Genomic DNA, 17,230 nt, shown 5'->3' on the forward strand with positions numbered 1-17,230 from the left:
GGGCATCTCCCGGGAAGTGAGTGACGGGGCTGCGCCCGAAGTGGTCCTCGCGGTGTGCAGCGACTCGAGACCGAGCGCCTCCAGGCTACGCGCCGGGTCGGACATCGGCACGCACGAGACGGCCGACCGCGTAGGCTCGGACGCTATGGCCTCCGGCGCGACGATCCACACGTTCGAGATCGCTCTGGCGGATGTGGACCGGGGCGTCTACGAAGACCTCACCCTGCGTGTCGCGCGGCATCCCTCCGAGACGGATGCCTACATGATGACCCGCGTGCTCGCGTACTGTCTCGAGTTCGAGGAGGGCATCGTGTTCAGCGAGGGCATCTCCTCCGCCGACGAGCCCGCCGTGCTCGTGCGCGATCTCACGGGCCGCGTGACGGCGTGGATCGAGATCGGGTCGCCGGATGCCGGTCGCCTGCACTTCGGGAGCAAGCTCGCGGACCGCACCACGGTCTACACGCACCGCGACCCCGCGAAGGTCGTCGCGACGTGGGCGGGCAAGCGCATCCACCAGGCCGAGGCGATCACGCTGCACAGCTTCGATCCGGGATTCATCGACGCCGCCGTCGCCGCTCTGCAGCGCCGCAACACCATGACCCTGTCGATCACCGAGCGTCAGCTCTACCTCGAGCTCAACGGCGTCTCGGCCAGCTCCGCCGTGCACGATCACCCGATCGAGTGATCGCCGGGAGGGGGACGGGAACGGGTACGCGCGCGGCGTAGGCTGGCTCCCTACGCGTCGACGCGAAGGAGCCCCGAACCGATGAGCCTCGACCTCCTCGCCGCACCCCCCGCGGCGGACACCGTCCTCGGCGATCGTCGCGGCTCCCGGCCGTGGCACGATCCCGCCGCCTACTGGCGCTCCCGCACAGCAGCCGTCGCCGGGATCTCGGGTCCTGTCGCGACGATCGACGTGGGCGCCCTCCGCTACAACGCGCTCGACATGCTCGTGCGCGCGAGCGGCGTGCCGATCCGCGTCGCCAGCAAGTCCGTGCGCGTGCGCGACGTGGTCGATGCGACCCTCGCGCTGCCTGGCTACCACGGCATCCTGGCGTTCACGCTGCCCGAGGCGCTCTGGCTCTCCGAGACCGTCGAGGACGTCGTTCTCGGGTATCCGACGGTCGATCGAGCCGCGATCGCGGCGCTCGGCGCCGACGAGAGGGCCGCCCGGCGTGTGACGCTGATGGTGGACGACCTCGCGCAGCTCGACCTCGTCGACGCGGTCGTCGCTCCCGGATCCCGGGCCGAGATCCGCGTCGCGATCGAGGCGGATGCCTCATGGCGCGCGCCCGGTCCGCTCGGCCACATCGGGGTGCGGCGATCGCCGGTGCACGAGCCGGCGGAGGTCGCGAACCTCGATCGGGCGATCGCGGCGAGACCCGGCTTCCGCCTGGTCGGACTCATGATGTACGAGGCCCAGATCGCCGGGCAGGGCGATGCGACGGGATCGGGCGACGGCGTTATCCGCTGGATGCAGCGGCGCTCGTCCGCCGAGCTGCTCGATCGCCGCGCGGCCATCGTGCAGGCGCTGCGCGACATCGCGCCGCTCGAGTTCGTCAACGGCGGAGGAACCGGGTCGCTCGAGTTCACGGCATCCGATCAGGCCGTCACCGAACTCACCGCCGGCAGCGGCCTGCTCGCCGGTCACCTCTTCGACGGCTACCGGGGATTCGATCTGGCACCCGCCGCCGCCTTCTCGCTCGAGGTCGTGCGCAAACCCACGGCCGACATCGCCACCGTGCTCGGCGGCGGCTGGATCGCGTCCGGGCCCCCGCTGGCCTCGCGTCAGCCGCTTCCGGTCTGGCCGGCGGGGCTGACGACGCTCGCCCGCGAGGGCGCGGGCGAAGTGCAGACCCCGCTTCAGGGCGAGGCGGCCCGGACCCTCGCGGTCGGCGACCGTGTGTGGTTCCGTCACGCCAAGAGCGGTGAGCTGGCCGAGCGCGTCGACCGGTACCTGCTCGTGGAGGGCGATCGCATCGTCGGCGACACGCCGACCTACCGAGGCGAAGGGAAGACGTTCCTGTGACCCGACCGGGCGGAGTGTGGGAGAACTGGGGCCGATCGGCCAGAGTGCGCCCGCAGGCGGTGGAATTCCCGGGCTCGACCGACGCGGTGCAGCGCGCCGTGCAGGCGGCCGCCCGGAAGGGCCGGCGTCTCAAGGCCGTCGGCGCGGGCCACAGCTTCACCGGGATCGCCGTCGCGCCGGGCGTGCTGCTCGACCTCAGCGACCTCACCGGCGTCGTCTCGGTCGATCGCGAGCGCTCCCGGGTGACGCTGCGCGCCGGCACGAGGCTGCACCAGATCCCCCGTCTGCTCGCACCCTTCGGCCTGGCGATGCAGAACCTCGGCGACATCGACCGCCAGTCGCTCGCCGGTGCGACCTCGACGGGCACTCACGGGACGGGGGCGCGCTTCGGCGGCATCGCGACCCAGATCACCGCCGCCACTCTCGTGACCGCCGACGGCGACCTCCTCGTCGTCGACGAGCACCAGAACACCGAGATGCTCCCCGCCGTCGCCCTCGGGCTCGGCGCCCTCGGCATCCTGGTCGAGATCACCGTGCAGTGCGTCCCGGCATTCCTGCTGCACGCCGTCGAGCATCCGGAGCCCCTCGACGATGTGCTCGCCACGCTCGACGACCGCGCCGCCTCGAACGATCACTTCGAGTTCTACTGGTTCCCGCACACCGACGTGGCGCTGACGAAGTCCAATACGCGCCTCCCGGAGTCCGCCCCGCGCCACCCGCTGCCGAGAGCGGGGAAGTGGCTCGACGAGACGCTCCTGGCCAACGGCGTCTACCGGGTCGTCTGCGGCGCCGCGACGACCGTGCCTGCGATCGTGCCGCCGTTCTCCCGGCTCGCCGTGCGGCTCACGGGCGACCGCGAGTACACGGATGTCTCGACGAAGGTGTTCACGCAGAGCCGGACCGTCCGCTTCCGCGAGATGGAGTACGCGCTCCCCGCCGAGAACGTGCGTCCCGCGTTCGACGCGCTGCGCGCGCTCATCGACGAGCGCGGCTGGCGCATCTCCTTCCCGATCGAGGTGCGCTTCGCCGCGCGCGACGACCTGTGGATGTCGACGGCGCACGGCCGGGCATCCGGCTACATCGCCGTCCATCGCTATTGGCGCGAGAACCCCACCGACTACTTCGAAGCCGTCGAGAACATCATGACGTCGTTCGGCGGTCGGCCTCACTGGGGCAAGATGCACACGCAGGATGCCGCGTCGCTGCGGGAGCGGTACCCCCGCTTCGACGACTTCGTCGCGCTCCGTGATCGGCTCGACCCGGATCGCATGTTCCAGAACACCTACCTCGAGCGCGTGCTGGGTGCGTAGGTGCTGAGAGTCCGGCGTGAGGGGATCATGCCGTCGGGGTCGCGTCGCTAGGATGAGGCCATGGAGTGGCTGATCCCTGTCCTCATCGTCGTGGCGCTCGTCGTCATCGTCGGAATCTACCTGTGGGCGACCTACAACTCGCTCGTCGCGCTGAACGTGCGCGTCGACGAGGCGTGGAGCGACATCACCGTGCAGCTCAAGCGTCGTGCCGACCTGCTGCCGAACCTCATCGAGGCGGTGAAGGGATACGCCGCCCACGAGAAGGCGGTGTTCGAGAACGTCACGCGCGCACGGGCCGAGACGCTGAGCGCCGGCGGACCCGCGGAGGCGGGGGTGGCCGAGGGGCACATGCAGCAGGCTCTGAAGTCGATCTTCGCGGTCGCCGAGGCCTACCCGCAGCTGCAGGCCAGCCAGAACTTCCTGCAGCTCCAGCAGTCGATCGTCGACACCGAGGACAAGATCCAGGCGTCGCGCCGGTTCTACAACGGTGGAGTGCGCGAACTGAACACCAAGATCAAGGTGTTCCCGAACAACCTGTTCGCCCGCAACCTCGGCTTCAACGAACGCGAGTTCTTCGAGGTCGTCGACGGCGCTGCGATCGCCGAGCCGCCGCGAGTGCAGTTCTGACATCTTCCGCCCGGGGCTGACCGGTGTACAGCGCCATCGCGCGCAACAAGCGCAACACGTGGTTCATCCTCGGCGGCTTCATCGTCGCGCTCGGCCTCATCGGCCTGGCGGCCGGCTGGCTCGCCGGGAGCAACTGGTGGATCACCGCGTTCGTCCTGATCTTCGCGGCGGGCTACGCCACGGTGCAGTACTTCGTCGCCGACAAGGAGGCGCTCGCTCTGGCGGGGGCCGTTCCCGTGACGCAGGCCGAGGCGCCTCGGTTCCACCGACTGGTCGAGAACCTGTGCATCACGACGGGCACGCCGATGCCGAAGCTGTACGTCGTCGAGGATGCCGCGCCGAACGCGTTCGCGACCGGACGCACGCCCGACGAGGCCGCGATCACCGTGACGACGGGGCTGTTCGAACTCATGACGGACCGTGAGCTCGAGGGCGTGCTCGGGCACGAGCTCGGGCACATCCGCAACTACGACATCCGCGTCTCCCTCATCGTGTTCGGGCTCGTCGTCGCCGTCGGCCTGCTCGCCGACATCGCGATGCGCGTCGCCTTCTTCGGCCGCCGCGGCGGGAACGGCCAGGCCCAGATCTTCTTCGTCCTGTTCGGCGTCGTGGCCGCGATCGTCGCTCCGATCCTGGCGGGCGCGGTGCAGTCCGCCATCTCCCGTCAGCGCGAGTACCTCGCGGATGCCACGAGCGCCATGACGACGCGCGATCCCGACGGGCTCGCGTCGGCCCTGCAGAAGCTGGGCGAGCACGGGCAGCCCCTGCAGAAGGCGAACACGTCGATGGCGCATCTGTGGATCGCCGATCCGCTGCGCCCGGGGATGCTCACGAGGATGTTCTCGACGCATCCCTCGATCCCCGATCGGATCGCGCGGCTGCAGAAGATCGGCGGGGAGTTCTAGGCGTGCTGCGCCTGTCCGCCGAAGACGCGCGACGGCTCGCCGTGCGGGCGCAGCTGCTCGCCGCCGATCGGCCCGCCGGCATCGTCGAGACGATCTACGGTCTGACCGTGGTCAACATCGAGCCGACGAAGGCCGTCGCCCCGAGCGCCGATCTGATCCTGTGGTCGCGCCTGGGATGGCCGTACCAGAACGCCGACCTCGTGCAGGCGGAGCAGGTCGACCGCGACGCGTTCGAGTGGGGCGGACTCTACCGCCTGATGTCGGACCTGCCGCTCCTGCGGCACGAGATGGCCGCGCGGCCGAGATACGCCGACGCGCGGGAGTGGGTCGAGGTCAACGACCGCTTCCGCCTCGACGTGCTCGCTCGGCTGCGCGATGACGGGCCGCTGCACGCGGCCGAGATCGCCGACACGGCGCAGCGGTCGTGGCGGTCGACCGGGTGGACCAACAACCGAAACGCGTCGCAGATGCTCGAGATCCTGACCGGCATGGGACAGGTGGCGGTGTGGGGTCGCGACGCGAAGGGCCGCCTGTTCGATCTCGCCGAGCGGATCTATCCGACCGATCTTCCCGACATCCCGGTGGAGGAGGCCGCGCGCGAGCGCGCGGAGCGCCGCCTGGGCTCGCTCGGCATCGCGCGGGCGAAGTCGGTCGCTCAGCCCGTCGAGCCGGTCGACGTGGGCACGGTGGGGGAGGAGGCCGTCGTCGACGGTGTGCCGGGGACGTGGCGGGTGGATGCGGCGGCCCTCGGCGATGCATCGGCTTTCGCGCCGCGCACCGCCCTGCTCTCGCCGTTCGACCGTCTCGTCTTCGACCGTGACCGCCTCGCCGACCTCTTCGGGTACGAGTACCTCCTGGAGATGTACAAGCCGGCGGCGAAGCGCCGCTGGGGGTACTTCGCCCTCCCGATCCTGCACGGCGACCGCTTCGTCGGAAAGCTCGACGCGAAGGCCGACCACAAGGCCGGAGCGCTCGTCGTGACGGCGGTGCACGAAGACGTCCCGTTCGACGAGTCGACCACGGAGGCCGTGCACGCCGAGATCGCGGAGCTCGCCCGCTGGCTGGGTCTCGAGGTGCGGGGCGTGCCCGGAACCTGACCCGCGTCGTCGCCGTCGTCCCGGCGCGCGCGTCGAGCACGACGCGGTGTCAGTCGACGGAGAGCACCATGTCGTCACCGGTGAAGGCGACCGTGCCGCGCAGCGCCCAGTCGTCGGCGCGGTACGTGACGGTCTGCGCGGCCCCGTCGCGCGTGGTGCCCGTGGCGGTCGCGACGAGGACGCCGCCGGTCGCAGCGAACGTGCGGGCATCGGCCGAGAAGGCGACGACAGGCATCGCGTCGATGCGGAACGCGATGCTCGAGAGTGCGCCGAGGTCGGCCGCCCACGGCACGCGGATGCCGCAGTTCTCCGGCACCGTCGACGCGGGTGCGGCGCAGGCCGTCGCGTACGCGTCGATCTGCTCCTGGGCGCTCGCGGTCGCGTCGGGGGAGAGGGATGCCTCGACCGCGACCTCCTGCGAGGAGCCCGGGAGCACGATCACCGTGGCCGACCCCGCCAGGATGCCGCTCGGAGCCGCCGCGACGTCGTAGACGGCCGGGAAGAGCGATGTCGTGGCCGACGCGGGTGTGAGCACTCCGCCGACGTGGAGCGCGTCGCCGATCGTGGTGGTCGGAGTGAGGGCGCCCAGCGCGTCGGGCGCGATGCGCCACCCTCCCTCGGTCTCGACCAGGCCGAATGAGGCCTCCTGAGCCGCGCCGTCGAGATCGAACGCGACGTCGGCGCGGGTGGTGCCCTCCTCGACCGCGCCGATGCTCACCACGGCGGGGTCGGTGAGCAATCCGACGGCTCCCTCGAGGGCGTCCGCGGCAGCGGCCTCCGGCGGATCCTCGAGGAACGTCGCGGCGCGCGCGCCGTCGCCTGCTGCGAGGGCGGCGAGGAAGTCGCCGGCGACGACATCGGGGCCGGGGGAGCGCGATGCGAACCACCAGACCGCTGCGCCGCCGCCCACGAGCAGCGCCGCGGCTCCCGCCGCGATCGCGACGACGGCTGCGCGCTTCACGCCTCCACGCTAGCGCCCGGCGGCAGGGACGGCTCGTCGTCGGCGAGAGCGACCGGGGCGGCCGGACCGCCGTCGTGGCGACGGGCCTCGGGCAGCGCTCCCGCCAGATCGTCGGTCGCATCCCCCCATCGCGAGACCGAGATCGACTCCAGGCCCTGCCAGCGCGCGGCCGCGCGCAGTTCGTCGGCGACGCGTTCGGCCGCATCGGCGGGTCTGCCGTGCTCCCACCACGCGGACTGCACGAGCAGCGCGGATGCCGCGCGGTCGGCCTTCAGGTCGATGCGGCCGACGATGTCGTCGCCGACCAGCACGGGGAGGGAGTAGTAGCCGAACCGGCGCTGCGCGGCGGGGGTGTAGATCTCGATGCGGTACTCGAAGTCGAACAGGCGCTCGGCGCGATCGCGGAACCACACCACGGGGTCGAAGGGGGTGAGGAGCGCCGTCGCATCCACGCGACGCGGGATGGCAGCCTCGGTGTGGAGCCACGCCCGCGCAGGACGGCCGGCGCTGCGCCATCCGTCCACGGTCACCGGGCGCACGACGCCGGCGTCTTCGAGCTCGCGCAGGGCCGTGATCACGCCCGCGCGATCCTTGATCCGGTAGTAGTCCGCGAGATCGGACGCCGTGCCGACGCCGTAGGCCCGTGCTGCGCGACCGATCAGTTCGCGCAGCGCGACCTCGGTCGGCACGGGCTCCCTGGCCGCGTCAGGGATCACGTGCTCGGCGAGGGCGTAGGTGCGCTCGAAGCCGCGTCGCCCGGCGATCGCGACGTCGCCGAACAGGAAGAGGTACTCGAGTGCGTTCTTGACGACATCCCAGTCCCACCAGGGTCCGCGCTGGGTCTGCTTGGCGTCGTGCTCGATCTGCGCGGGACGCAGGGGCCCTCGCGTCGCGAGCTCGGAGAGCACCCAGTCGACGATCTCGCGATGGGTGTGGAACCAGCCGTCGGGCTTCGTGCCGTACTTGCGGCGGTTCGCCTGGTGGCGGAAGGCGAACAGCCCCCAATCGGCGACGGGGATGAACGACGCGACGTGCGCCCAGGACTCGACGTAGGGTGCCCGCCGGGCGAAGAGCAGCTTGTCGAGCGCCGCGGTGTCGTAGGGCCCGAGCCGGGAGAACAAGGGCATGTAGTGCGAGCGTGCGAACACGTTGACGGAGTCGATCTGCAGGATGCCCATGCGGGCCATCGCGAGGTTGAGCTGACGCGTGCCCGCGGCATCCGGCCTCTTCTGGGCGAAGCCCTGTGCGGCCAGCGCGATGCGACGCGCCTCGGCCGCGGTCAGGGTCTCCTTCACGCGCACCACGATAGCCATCGCCGCCGACACCCTGCATGACCTGGCGGGAATGCGGCGACTCTAGACTTGCGGGATGACCGGACCCGAAGACAAGCCGCGCGCGGGGTTCTTCGACGCCCTCCGCGATCGCAGCCGCGTCGTCACGAGCGATGTGTCGGGCACGGTCCCTCGCGGCCTGCGCGTCGCGACCGCCTACGGCTGGCGCTTCATCGTGCTGGCCGCGGCGGCGGGCGTCGCCATCTGGCTCGTCATCCAGCTCAAGCTCCTGGTCATCCCGCTCCTCATCGCGATCCTAGTCTCGGCGCTGCTGTACCCCGCCTTCACATGGATGCTGCGCCATCGCGTGCCGAAGTGGCTGGCGATCGTGGTCTCGGTGCTCACCACCCTCGCCGTCGTCACAGGACTCATCTGGCTCGCGGTGTGGCAGATCACGCGGCAGTGGGCCTCGGTCCAGAGCCGCACGGTGGATGCCGTCGAGCAGTTCCGCCAGTACCTCATCGACGGTCCCCTCCACCTGACCGCGCAGCAGATCGACGGTCTCCTCGAACAGGGCTGGTCGTTCCTGCAGCAGCAGGCCGAGCTCCTGTGGTCGGGCGCGCTCGCGGTGGGGTCCACGCTCGGGCACGTCGTGACCGGCGCGTTCCTGGCGCTCTTCATCCTGCTGTGCCTCCTCGCCGACGGCCGCGGCATCTGGCGCTGGACCGTGCGGCTGTTCCCGACGCGGGCGCGCCCCGCTGTCGACGGCGCCGGCACCGCCGGATGGAAGACCGTCGTGAACTATGCGCGCACCCAGCTCCTCGTCGCCACGATCGACGCCGTCGGCATCGGCCTGGGCGCGTTCCTCCTCGGGGTGCCGCTCGCGATCCCCGTCGCCGTCCTCGTGTTCCTCGGAGCCTTCATCCCCTTCGTCGGCGCCGTCGTGACCGGCGCGCTCGCCGTCTTCCTGGCCCTCGTCTACAACGGTCCGTGGATCGCGCTGTGGATGCTCGTCGTCGTGCTGGGCGTGCAGCAGCTCGAAGGCCATGTGCTTCAGCCGCTGCTGATGGGATCCGCCGTCAAGGTGCACCCCCTCGCCGTCGTCCTCGTCGTGGCGGGTGGCGCGATGATCGCCGGCATCCCCGGCGCCCTGTTCGCCGTGCCGCTCGCGGCATTCGTCAACGTCGTCGCCGTCTACCTCGGCGACAGAGCGTGGGAGACCGGGCGGGATCCGAGCACGGCGGATCTCATCTGGAACACCGTCCCGCGCTCGAGGAGGATCACCGAGTGAGCACCCCCACCCTGGCGGCATTCGAGGATGCCGCCGCCATGCTGCGCGGCGTCGTCTCGCACACGCCGCTCGACGCGTCGCTCTATCTGTCCGAAGTGCTCGGCGTTCCCGTGCACCTCAAGCTCGAGAACCTCCAGCGCACGGGTTCGTTCAAGATCCGTGGCGCCGCGTACCGCCTGTCGCGCCTGACGGAGGAGGAGCGCGGGAGGGGTGTCGTTGCGGCCTCCGCCGGCAACCACGCGCAGGGCGTCGCTCTCGCGGCCCAGGCGCTCGGCATCCCGGCGACGATCTTCATGCCGCTGGGCGTGCCCGTTCCCAAGCTCCTCGCGACACGTGGCTACGGAGCCGACGTCGTGCTGGAGGGGGCGACCGTCGAGACCCCCCTGCGGCTGGCGGCCGAGTTCGCCGAGCGCACGGGCGCCGTGCTCATCCATCCCTTCGACCACGACGACATCATCACCGGCCAGGGCACGCTCGGCCTCGAGCTCTTCGACGACCTGCCCGAACTCGACACCGTGCTCGTCAGCATCGGCGGGGGAGGACTCGCCGCCGGCGTCGCCGCCGCCGTCAAGGCTCGTGCCGCGGCGGTCGGACGCACTGTCCGCGTGATCGGGGTGCAGGCCGAGAACTCCGCCGCCTACCCCGAGTCGCTGCGCAAGGGCGAGCCGCTCGAGGTCGCCACGCGTCCGACGATCGCCGACGGGATCGCCGTCGCCCGCCCGGGCGACATCCCGTTCGCCGTCATCCGCGAGCTCCTCGACGACGTCGTGACCGTGACGGAGGACGACATCGCCCGTGCCCTGCTCGTGCTGCTGGAGCGCGCGAAGCAGGTCGTCGAACCCGCGGGTGCCGCGGGGGTCGCGGCGATCCTCGCCGGCAAGGTGCACGCCACGGGTCCCACCGTCGCGATCCTCTCGGGCGGGAACATCGACCCCCTGCTGCTGCAGCGCGTCGTGGCCCACGGGCTGGCGGCATCCGGTCGCTACATGACGCTGCGGATCGGACTGCCCGATCGCCCGGGCCAGCTCTCCCGCGTCTCCGAGCTGCTCGCGCAGGCGGGCGCGAACGTGATCGAGGTGCTGCACACCCGTCACGGGCAGGGTCTGCAGATCAGCGAAGTGATCCTCCAGCTCAGCGTCGAGACGCGCGGCGAGGAGCACCGCGCCCACGTCATCCAGACGCTGGAGAACGCCGGGTTCGCCCCGACCGTCGTCGCCGACTGACGTGCCGCCCGGGGTCGCTCGGGACTACTGCCCCGTGTAGGTCTCGACCTTGACGACCTCGACCTCGATCGAGCGGCCGTTGGGAGCGGTGTACGAGGTCTTGTCGCCCTCCGAGAGGCCGAGGATCGCGGCGCCCAGGGGAGAGGCCTCGCTGTACACGTCGAGCTCCGAATCCACGGCGATCTCGCGATTGCCCAGGAGGAAGACCTCTTCGCCTCCCGCGACGATCGCGGTCACGACGGTGCCGGGTTCGACGGTGCCGCTGGCCTCGGGGGCCTCGCTGACGGTCGCGTCCTTGAGCAGCGCCGTCAGCGTGCGGATGCGCGCCTCCTGCTTGCCCTGCTCGTCCTTGGCGGCGTGATACCCGCCGTTCTCCTTCAGATCGCCCTCTTCGCGGGCGGCCTCGATGCGCTTGGCGATTTCCTCGCGGCCCACGGTCGACAGACGCTCGAGCTCCGCGGCGAGGCGGTCGTACGCGTCCTGCGTCAGAAACGTGATCGGTGCGTCGCTGGACACAGCGGTCTCCTTCGTTCGATGGGGCGTCGACGGAGCGGATATAGCGAGACGCCCAGGCACGTGGCCAGGGCGTCGGGTCGACTGCGTCCGGTCAGCCTACGTCACCCAGCAGGTGTTGACCAAACCTGTCGTCGCCTCGGCGACCGTCGGGATCGACTCCCGGAACGCGCGCGTGTGCTGGTCGGATGCCTCGATCTCGATGATCTTCCACCCCACGACGCCGTGGTCTTCGTCCTGCGCCTCGAGGGCGCACGCGATGTCTCGTCCGATCGGCACGGTGAGCTGGAAGTCGAGCGTCACGGCCCGTTCCTCGATGCGGAAGCCCGTCGTCTCGGCGGCGATGTCATCGAACGCGTTCGCGACCGTCATCCAGGCGAAGGCGCCCACCACCACCACGGCGAGGCCGATGAAGCCGCCGCGGATCCAGCGGGCACGCGGGGAGCGACGGCGGCCGTACCGCTCGTCGAGCACGTCCTGCGTCGTCATGATCACCTGCCGGGGAGGAATTAGGCTGGAACTCCAGGCTATGCGCTTCCGCGCGGATCAGAGGACACCCCCATGCACGCAGCGATCGCGGCCTTCCTGCACGCGGCATCCTCCGTCACTCCGAGCCCGAGCCCCACGGCGCCTCCGCCCGAGCTCGTGACCCCCGGACCCTGGGGGTTCGCGGTGATCGCGTTCATCGCGCTCGCCGTCGTGCTGCTCGTGTGGGACATGCTGCGCCGCATCCGGCGCGGACGGTTCCGCTCGGAGATCCGCGAAGAGCTCGACGCCGAAGAGGCCGCCGCGCAGCAGGCCGAGTCCGCCGGGCGCGCGAGCGAGGTCGACGACCAGGACATCGAACCCGGGGCCGACCCGAAGCGCTGAGGCCTCAGCCGGGGAGGCCGAGCGACGGGCTGAGCGGGTCGATCGCGATCAGCAGGCACGCGGTCCAGTGGCAGAGGAACGCCAGCACCGTGCACACGTGGAAGATCTCGTGGAAGCCGAAGTGCCCGGGCCACGGGTTGGGCTTCTTGAGTGCGTAGACGACCGCGCCGCCCGTGTACAGGAGCCCGCCGATGATGACCAGGAGCATCATGACCGGGTTCGCCTGGAACAGCTGCGGCATGTACATCACGGCCGCCCAGCCCAGGGCGAGGTACAGCGCGACGTAGAGCCAGCGCGGCGCGCCGATCCAGAAGACGCGGAACAGGATGCCGAGCAGGGCGCCCGTCCATACGACGACGAGGAGGATCGTGCCCTGATCGGGCGGGAGGGCCATCACCGCGATCGGCGTGTAGGTGCCGGAGATCAGGAGAAGGATGTTGGCGTGGTCGATGCGCTTCAGCGTCGCCTTCGTCCGCGGGCCCCAGTCGAAGCGGTGATAGAGCGCGGAGTTGCCGAACAGCAGCAGCGACGAGGTCATGAAGACCGCCGACGCCCACTTGCCCGGGGTGCCCTGGGTCGCGATGATCAGGATGATCCCGCCGACGATCGCGATCGGGAACGTAGCCGCGTGGATCCAGCCGCGCCACGTCGGCCGGATCTCCGCCTGGGCGCTGACCGCCGCCGCCTCGATCAGCGGGAGCTGGGGGACGTCGGGCACGGACGATTCGGGGCGCGAACTCACAGGACGAGCGTACGCCGCGGCGCATGCTCCCAGCTGAATGTCCGCCTCGGTCGAGGAGTAGCGTAGGAGCGTGATGTCGTCGAGCCGCGGGCGCGGGCCCCTGTACCGGCTCTACATCAACCGGCTGCGACGTCGGATGGCCCACCAGCCCACGCCGCGGCACGTCGCCATGATGATCGACGGCAATCGCCGGTGGGCGCGGCAGCTCGGGTACGACTCGGCGGCGCACGGGCATCGCGCCGGCGCGGCGAAGATGCGCGAGTTCCTGCAGTGGTGCGACGATCTGGGCGTCGAGGTGGTGACGCTCTACCTGCTCTCCAACGACAACCTCCGCAAGCGCGACACGAAGGAGCTGGCCGATCTCCTCGAGATCATCGCCGACCTCGCCGACTCGCTCTCCCGCGAACGCGATTGGCGCGTGCAGTCGGTCGGACGCTCCGACAACCTCCCGCCCGATCTCGCACGTGTGCTCGCCGACGTCGAGGAGCGCACGCGCGGCAACACCGGCCTGCACGTGAACCTCGCGGTGGGCTACGGAGGACGCAGCGAGATCGTGGATGCCGTGCGCAGCATCATCGCGCAGCACGGCGGCGACGGGGGCTCGCTGGAGGAGCTGGCGGCGAACCTGACACCGGAGCAGATTGGCGAGCATCTGTACACGGGCGGTCAGCCCGATCCCGATCTCGTGATCCGCACATCGGGGGAGCAGCGACTGAGCGACTTCCTGCTGTGGCAGTCGGCGCACTCGGAGTTCTACTTCATGGAGGCCCTCGGGCCCGACCTGCGCGAGGTCGACTTCCTCCGTGCGATCCGCGACTTCGGCTCGCGCGATCGTCGCTACGGCAGCTGAGCGCGTCGCCGGTGTCGCGGGGCCGCCGATAAGCCCGGTGATCAGGCATCCGGCACCCCGCGCGACCTCTGCCACAATGTGACGGTGATGGATCTCGAGTCGTTCCAGGCATCCTTCGACGGCGAACCCGGCTACCTCGACTGGGCCGCGCACGGGCCGCTCTCCTCGACGGTGCGCGACGAGGTCCACGCGGACGCCGAGCTCCTCGGCTCGGGCCGCCGCGCCGGCATCGACATGGTGCGGGCGCACGTGCCCGAGGCGGAGCAGCTGCTGGCCGAACTGCTCCGGGCGGATGCCTCTCAGATCGTCCTGCAGCCGTCGACGACGTACGGACTCCAGCAGGCCCTGTACGGACTGGCCGGCGGCCTCCTGGTGTCGCAGGCGGAGTTCCCGAGCCTGACGGTGACCGCGACGCGCGCAGCCGAGGCGCTGGGCTCGCTGCAGCTTCAGTGGCTCGAGCCCGCCGACGGCCGCGTCACGGCCGAGGTCGTGCGCGACGCCCTCACCGACGACACGCGCGCACTGGCCGTGAGCCTCGTGGACTTCCGCACCGGCTACCGCGCCGACCTGTCGGCCCTCCGAGACGTCATCGGCGACAGGCTGCTCATCGTCGACGCCATCCAGGGCTTCGGCGTCGTCGACGCCGATTGGGCCGCCGCAGACGTCGTGTGCGGCAACGGCTACAAGTGGCTGCGCGCCGGACGCGGCACGGGCTTCGCCTCGTTCAGCGAACGGGCGCTGGAGCGACTCGCGCCCGTGCTGTCGGGCTTCACGGGTGTCGACGGCGATCTGCCGGTGGATGTCGTGCCGCAGCCCTCCACGTCGGCCGCCGCGTTCCGGGTGAGCACTCCCGACCACCTCGCCGTCGCGAGACTGGCCACCGCGCTCGCCGACGTGCGCGACGTCGGCGTCGACATCATCGAGAGGGAGATCGCGGCGCGCGCGAGCGATGTCATGTACTTCGCCGACCGCTACGAGATCCCCGTCGTCACGCCTCGCGAACCCGAGCAGCGGGCCGGCATCGTCGCCCTCGCTCCCGCGCCGCAGGACGCCGCGCCGCTCGCGGCATCCCTCGCCAACCACGGGATCACGGTGACCGTGCGCTCGGGTCTTGTCCGGGTCGCCCCTCACGTGGGAACGGGCGGCGACACGCTGAGACTGTTCGGCGATGCGCTCGCGGCGTTCTCGTCGTCGCGGGTCTGGTGATCCCCGGGAATTAACCCGGCCGTAACGTGCCGACAGCGTGTCGCCGCGTGCCGTGTCACACGTCGGACGTACGTTCATCTCATCGGGCAAGGCGCCCGGTCGGGTCGGCCTGATGGATCGCGACTCGTGGCCCTGGGTCGACTCTTATCTGCCGGGTTCTCGCAGCCCGGGGCGGGAGTGGGTTGTGACCACAGGAGCACCACACAAGCAGGACCGTCAGCTCGTCGACGACGGCGTCGCGCAGGATCAGGACCTGCGCACGTATGTCCTCGACACCTCGGTACTGCTGAGCGATCCGCGGGCGTATTTCCGTTTCGCCGAGCACAACGTCGTGATCCCCGTCGTGGTGATCACGGAGCTCGAGGGCAAGCGGCACGATCCCGAGATCGGCTACTTCGCACGCCAGGCCCTCCGTCATCTCGATGAGCTGAGGGTGGAGCACGGGCGTCTCGACTTCCCCGTCCCCGTCGGCCAGGGCGGCACGCTGCGCGTCGAACTCACGAACACGGATGCCTCGGTCCTCCCGTCCGGCATGCGTCTGGGCGACAACGACAGCCGCATCCTCGCCGTGGCGCTCAACCTGGCGGCCGACGGGCAGGAGGTCACGGTCGTCTCCAAAGACCTGCCCATGCGCGTGAAGGCGGCCTCGCTCGGCATCATCGCCGAGGAGTATCTCGCCGAGCAGGCGGCGGACTCGGGGTGGACGGGGATCTCCTCGATCGACGTCTCGGGCGACGATCTCAGCGATCTGTACGAGAGCGATGTCGCGATGAGCGACGACGCGCGCGGGCTCCCCGTCAACACGGGCCTCATCATCCACTCCGAGCGCGGTTCGGCGCTCGGACGGGTGACGGGGGACGGCGAGTTCCGGCTCGTCCGCGGCGACCGCGACGTCTTCGGCCTGCACGGCCGGTCGGCCGAGCAGCGCATCGCGATCGACCTGCTTCTCGACCCCGAGGTCGGAATCGTCTCGCTCGGCGGACGCGCGGGCACGGGAAAGTCCGCTCTCGCCCTGTGCGCCGGACTCGAGGCCGTCCTCGAACGCCAGCAGCAGAAGCGCATCCTCGTGTTCCGTCCGCTGTACGCGGTCGGGGGCCAGGATCTCGGCTACCTCCCGGGAGACGCGCAGGAGAAGATGAACCCGTGGGCTCAGGCCGTCTTCGACACGCTCGGATCGGTCGTCTCGGGGAATGTGATCGAAGAGGTCATCTCGCGGGGGATTCTCGAAGTCCTGCCCCTCACCCACATCCGCGGTCGTTCGCTGCACGACGCGTTCGTGATCGTCGACGAGGCGCAGTCCCTCGAGCGCAACGTCCTGCTCACGGTGCTGAGCCGCATCGGGCAGAACTCGCGCGTCGTGCTCACTCACGACGTCGGTCAGCGCGACAACCTCCGCGTCGGACGGCACGACGGCGTCGCATCCGTCATCGAGACCCTGAAGGGGCACGATCTGTTCGGTCACGTCACTCTCATGAGGTCCGAGCGGTCCGCCATCGCGGCGCTGGTCACCGACCTCTTGGAGGCGGGAGAGCTCGCCTGACGACGGCGTGCCGAAGGGCCGGGGCGGGATGCCTCGGCCCTTCGGCACGCCGTCGTATGCACGCGCATGAAAGCATGAGAAGAGTCTCATCCCCTTCTCCTCACGTTCTCATCGCCGGATGTCACTATTGATCCAGCGCAGGAGGACTGCGCCCGAACCTGGGGGTTTCACGTGGAGGGACGCACGCGTCTCGCGGCAGGCGGCTTCATCGCCGGCTCCGCGTCGATCGCCGCCGTCGCCGCCGTCATCATGACGAACTCGGCCGCGTTGGCCGACGTGTCCGGTGCCCCCGTCCACGCGTCCTCCATCGTGCTCCCGATGGCGGCATCGGCTGCGCCGACGGCGGTCCCCACCGCTCCCGCGGTGAGCACGGCCCCGCCGATCGTCGCCGAACAGCCCCTCGTCGTGGAAGAGGCTCCGGAGGTCGAGGAGACCCCCGCCGCGCCGTCCACGGTCACGACGGTGGCGACGGCGCCGTCTGCGGCCACCGAGGAGTCCATCGTCGCCGCCGCGGCCGCCACGGGCACGTGGGATGCGGCCTACGAATGGTCCAAGAACCACGGCTGGACGAGCGGACAGACGAGCGAATGGCTCGTCCGCCTCGAAGCCAAGCTCCACACGTACGCGCAGTCCCGCGAGACGCGCGCTCCCGAAACGTCCGGACTCGACCGCCCCGGTCTGATGTCCGGATCGCAGAAAGATCGATCGCCCGATTCCCCAGATCACAGCGATTGACGCGGCGGTCGGAGTCCCCCAGCTCCCCGCCCCTCAGCCCCCGGCGTCCCCCAGCGCCGG

18 protein-coding genes are annotated in these 17,230 nt (G+C 70.6%); 13 read left to right on the forward strand and 5 right to left on the reverse strand.

What is annotated here, in order from left to right; translation table 11 throughout:
* Positions 1 to 145: 145 nt before the first annotated feature.
* The 6 genes from B0B14_RS04085 (at position 146) to B0B14_RS04110 (ending at position 5,968) form a co-directional block, all read left to right on the forward strand.
* A complete protein-coding gene (locus B0B14_RS04085; RefSeq protein WP_076680217.1) occupies positions 146 to 685 on the forward strand; it encodes a YaeQ family protein in 540 nt (179 codons plus the stop codon).
* 81 nt (positions 686 to 766) lie between these two features.
* A complete protein-coding gene (locus tag B0B14_RS04090; RefSeq protein ID WP_076680218.1) occupies positions 767 to 2,029 on the forward strand; it encodes an alanine racemase in 1,263 nt (420 codons plus the stop codon).
* On the forward strand, positions 2,026 to 3,339 hold the full coding sequence (locus tag B0B14_RS04095; RefSeq protein ID WP_076680219.1) for a D-arabinono-1,4-lactone oxidase: 1,314 nt from the start codon (positions 2,026 to 2,028) through the stop codon (positions 3,337 to 3,339). The genes B0B14_RS04090 and B0B14_RS04095 overlap by 4 nt, the downstream gene beginning before the upstream one ends.
* Positions 3,340 to 3,399: 60 nt before the next feature.
* Positions 3,400 to 3,966: a LemA family protein gene (locus tag B0B14_RS04100; RefSeq protein WP_076680220.1), complete on the forward strand. Its 567-nt coding sequence runs from the start codon at positions 3,400 to 3,402 to the stop codon at positions 3,964 to 3,966.
* A 23-nt stretch (positions 3,967 to 3,989) separates the two neighbouring features.
* Entirely contained in the window at positions 3,990 to 4,871 is an 882-nt protein-coding gene (locus tag B0B14_RS04105; RefSeq protein WP_076680221.1) for a M48 family metalloprotease, read from the forward strand.
* Positions 4,872 to 4,873: 2 nt separating this feature from the next.
* A complete protein-coding gene (locus B0B14_RS04110) occupies positions 4,874 to 5,968 on the forward strand; it encodes a DNA glycosylase AlkZ-like family protein (protein ID WP_076680222.1) in 1,095 nt (364 codons plus the stop codon).
* Positions 5,969 to 6,017: 49 nt separating this feature from the next.
* Here the strand turns inward: B0B14_RS04110 and B0B14_RS04115 are convergent, their stop codons facing one another.
* Together B0B14_RS04115 and B0B14_RS04120 are read right to left on the reverse strand one after the other, a co-directional pair.
* A complete protein-coding gene (locus B0B14_RS04115) occupies positions 6,018 to 6,929 on the reverse strand; it encodes a hypothetical protein (RefSeq protein ID WP_076680223.1) in 912 nt (303 codons plus the stop codon).
* Positions 6,926 to 8,224 (reverse strand): winged helix-turn-helix domain-containing protein, encoded by a 1,299-nt coding sequence (locus B0B14_RS04120; RefSeq protein ID WP_083710471.1) that lies wholly within the window; start codon positions 8,222 to 8,224, stop codon positions 6,926 to 6,928. Before B0B14_RS04120 ends, B0B14_RS04115 begins: the two co-directional genes overlap by 4 nt.
* A gap of 73 nt (positions 8,225 to 8,297) precedes the next feature.
* On the opposite strand from B0B14_RS04120, the gene B0B14_RS04125 reads away from it, so the two are divergent.
* Together B0B14_RS04125 and ilvA are read left to right on the forward strand one after the other, a co-directional pair.
* Positions 8,298 to 9,491 (forward strand): AI-2E family transporter, encoded by a 1,194-nt coding sequence (locus B0B14_RS04125; protein WP_076680225.1) that lies wholly within the window; start codon positions 8,298 to 8,300, stop codon positions 9,489 to 9,491.
* Positions 9,492 to 9,529: 38 nt separating this feature from the next.
* Entirely contained in the window at positions 9,530 to 10,714 is a 1,185-nt protein-coding gene (gene ilvA / locus B0B14_RS04130; RefSeq protein ID WP_218642071.1) for a threonine ammonia-lyase, read from the forward strand.
* Positions 10,715 to 10,738: 24 nt separating this feature from the next.
* On the opposite strand, the gene greA is transcribed toward ilvA, so the two are convergent.
* Positions 10,739 to 11,230, reverse strand: coding sequence for a transcription elongation factor GreA (gene greA, locus B0B14_RS04135; RefSeq protein WP_076680227.1), 492 nt, complete (start codon positions 11,228 to 11,230; stop codon positions 10,739 to 10,741).
* A gap of 96 nt (positions 11,231 to 11,326) precedes the next feature.
* A complete protein-coding gene (locus B0B14_RS04140; protein ID WP_076681263.1) occupies positions 11,327 to 11,716 on the reverse strand; it encodes a DUF4307 domain-containing protein in 390 nt (129 codons plus the stop codon).
* A 72-nt stretch (positions 11,717 to 11,788) separates the two neighbouring features.
* On the opposite strand from B0B14_RS04140, the gene B0B14_RS04145 reads away from it, so the two are divergent.
* Positions 11,789 to 12,097, forward strand: a complete 309-nt coding sequence (locus B0B14_RS04145) for a hypothetical protein (RefSeq protein ID WP_076680228.1) — start codon at positions 11,789 to 11,791, stop codon at positions 12,095 to 12,097.
* 4 nt (positions 12,098 to 12,101) lie between these two features.
* On the opposite strand, the gene B0B14_RS04150 is transcribed toward B0B14_RS04145, so the two are convergent.
* Positions 12,102 to 12,839, reverse strand: coding sequence for a PAQR family membrane homeostasis protein TrhA (locus tag B0B14_RS04150; RefSeq protein ID WP_256714249.1), 738 nt, complete (start codon positions 12,837 to 12,839; stop codon positions 12,102 to 12,104).
* Between the two features lie 73 nt (positions 12,840 to 12,912).
* Between B0B14_RS04150 and B0B14_RS04155 the strand changes: the two genes are divergently transcribed.
* From B0B14_RS04155 to B0B14_RS16450, 4 genes are all read left to right on the forward strand, one after another.
* The gene (locus B0B14_RS04155; protein WP_076680230.1) at positions 12,913 to 13,689 is read left to right on the forward strand and encodes an isoprenyl transferase; all 777 of its coding nucleotides are present in this window, start codon (positions 12,913 to 12,915) and stop codon (positions 13,687 to 13,689) included.
* An 87-nt stretch (positions 13,690 to 13,776) separates the two neighbouring features.
* The gene (locus B0B14_RS04160) at positions 13,777 to 14,895 is read left to right on the forward strand and encodes an aminotransferase class V-fold PLP-dependent enzyme (protein WP_076680231.1); all 1,119 of its coding nucleotides are present in this window, start codon (positions 13,777 to 13,779) and stop codon (positions 14,893 to 14,895) included.
* A 184-nt stretch (positions 14,896 to 15,079) separates the two neighbouring features.
* Entirely contained in the window at positions 15,080 to 16,435 is a 1,356-nt protein-coding gene (locus B0B14_RS04165) for an RNA 5'-3' helicase PhoH2 (protein WP_076680232.1), read from the forward strand.
* A gap of 171 nt (positions 16,436 to 16,606) precedes the next feature.
* A complete protein-coding gene (locus tag B0B14_RS16450; RefSeq protein ID WP_076680233.1) occupies positions 16,607 to 17,170 on the forward strand; it encodes a RodZ family helix-turn-helix domain-containing protein in 564 nt (187 codons plus the stop codon).
* Positions 17,171 to 17,230 lie beyond the last annotated feature (60 nt).

Source organism: Microbacterium sp. RU33B (assembly GCF_900155915.1).
Classification (GTDB): Bacteria; Actinomycetota; Actinomycetes; order Actinomycetales; family Microbacteriaceae; genus Microbacterium.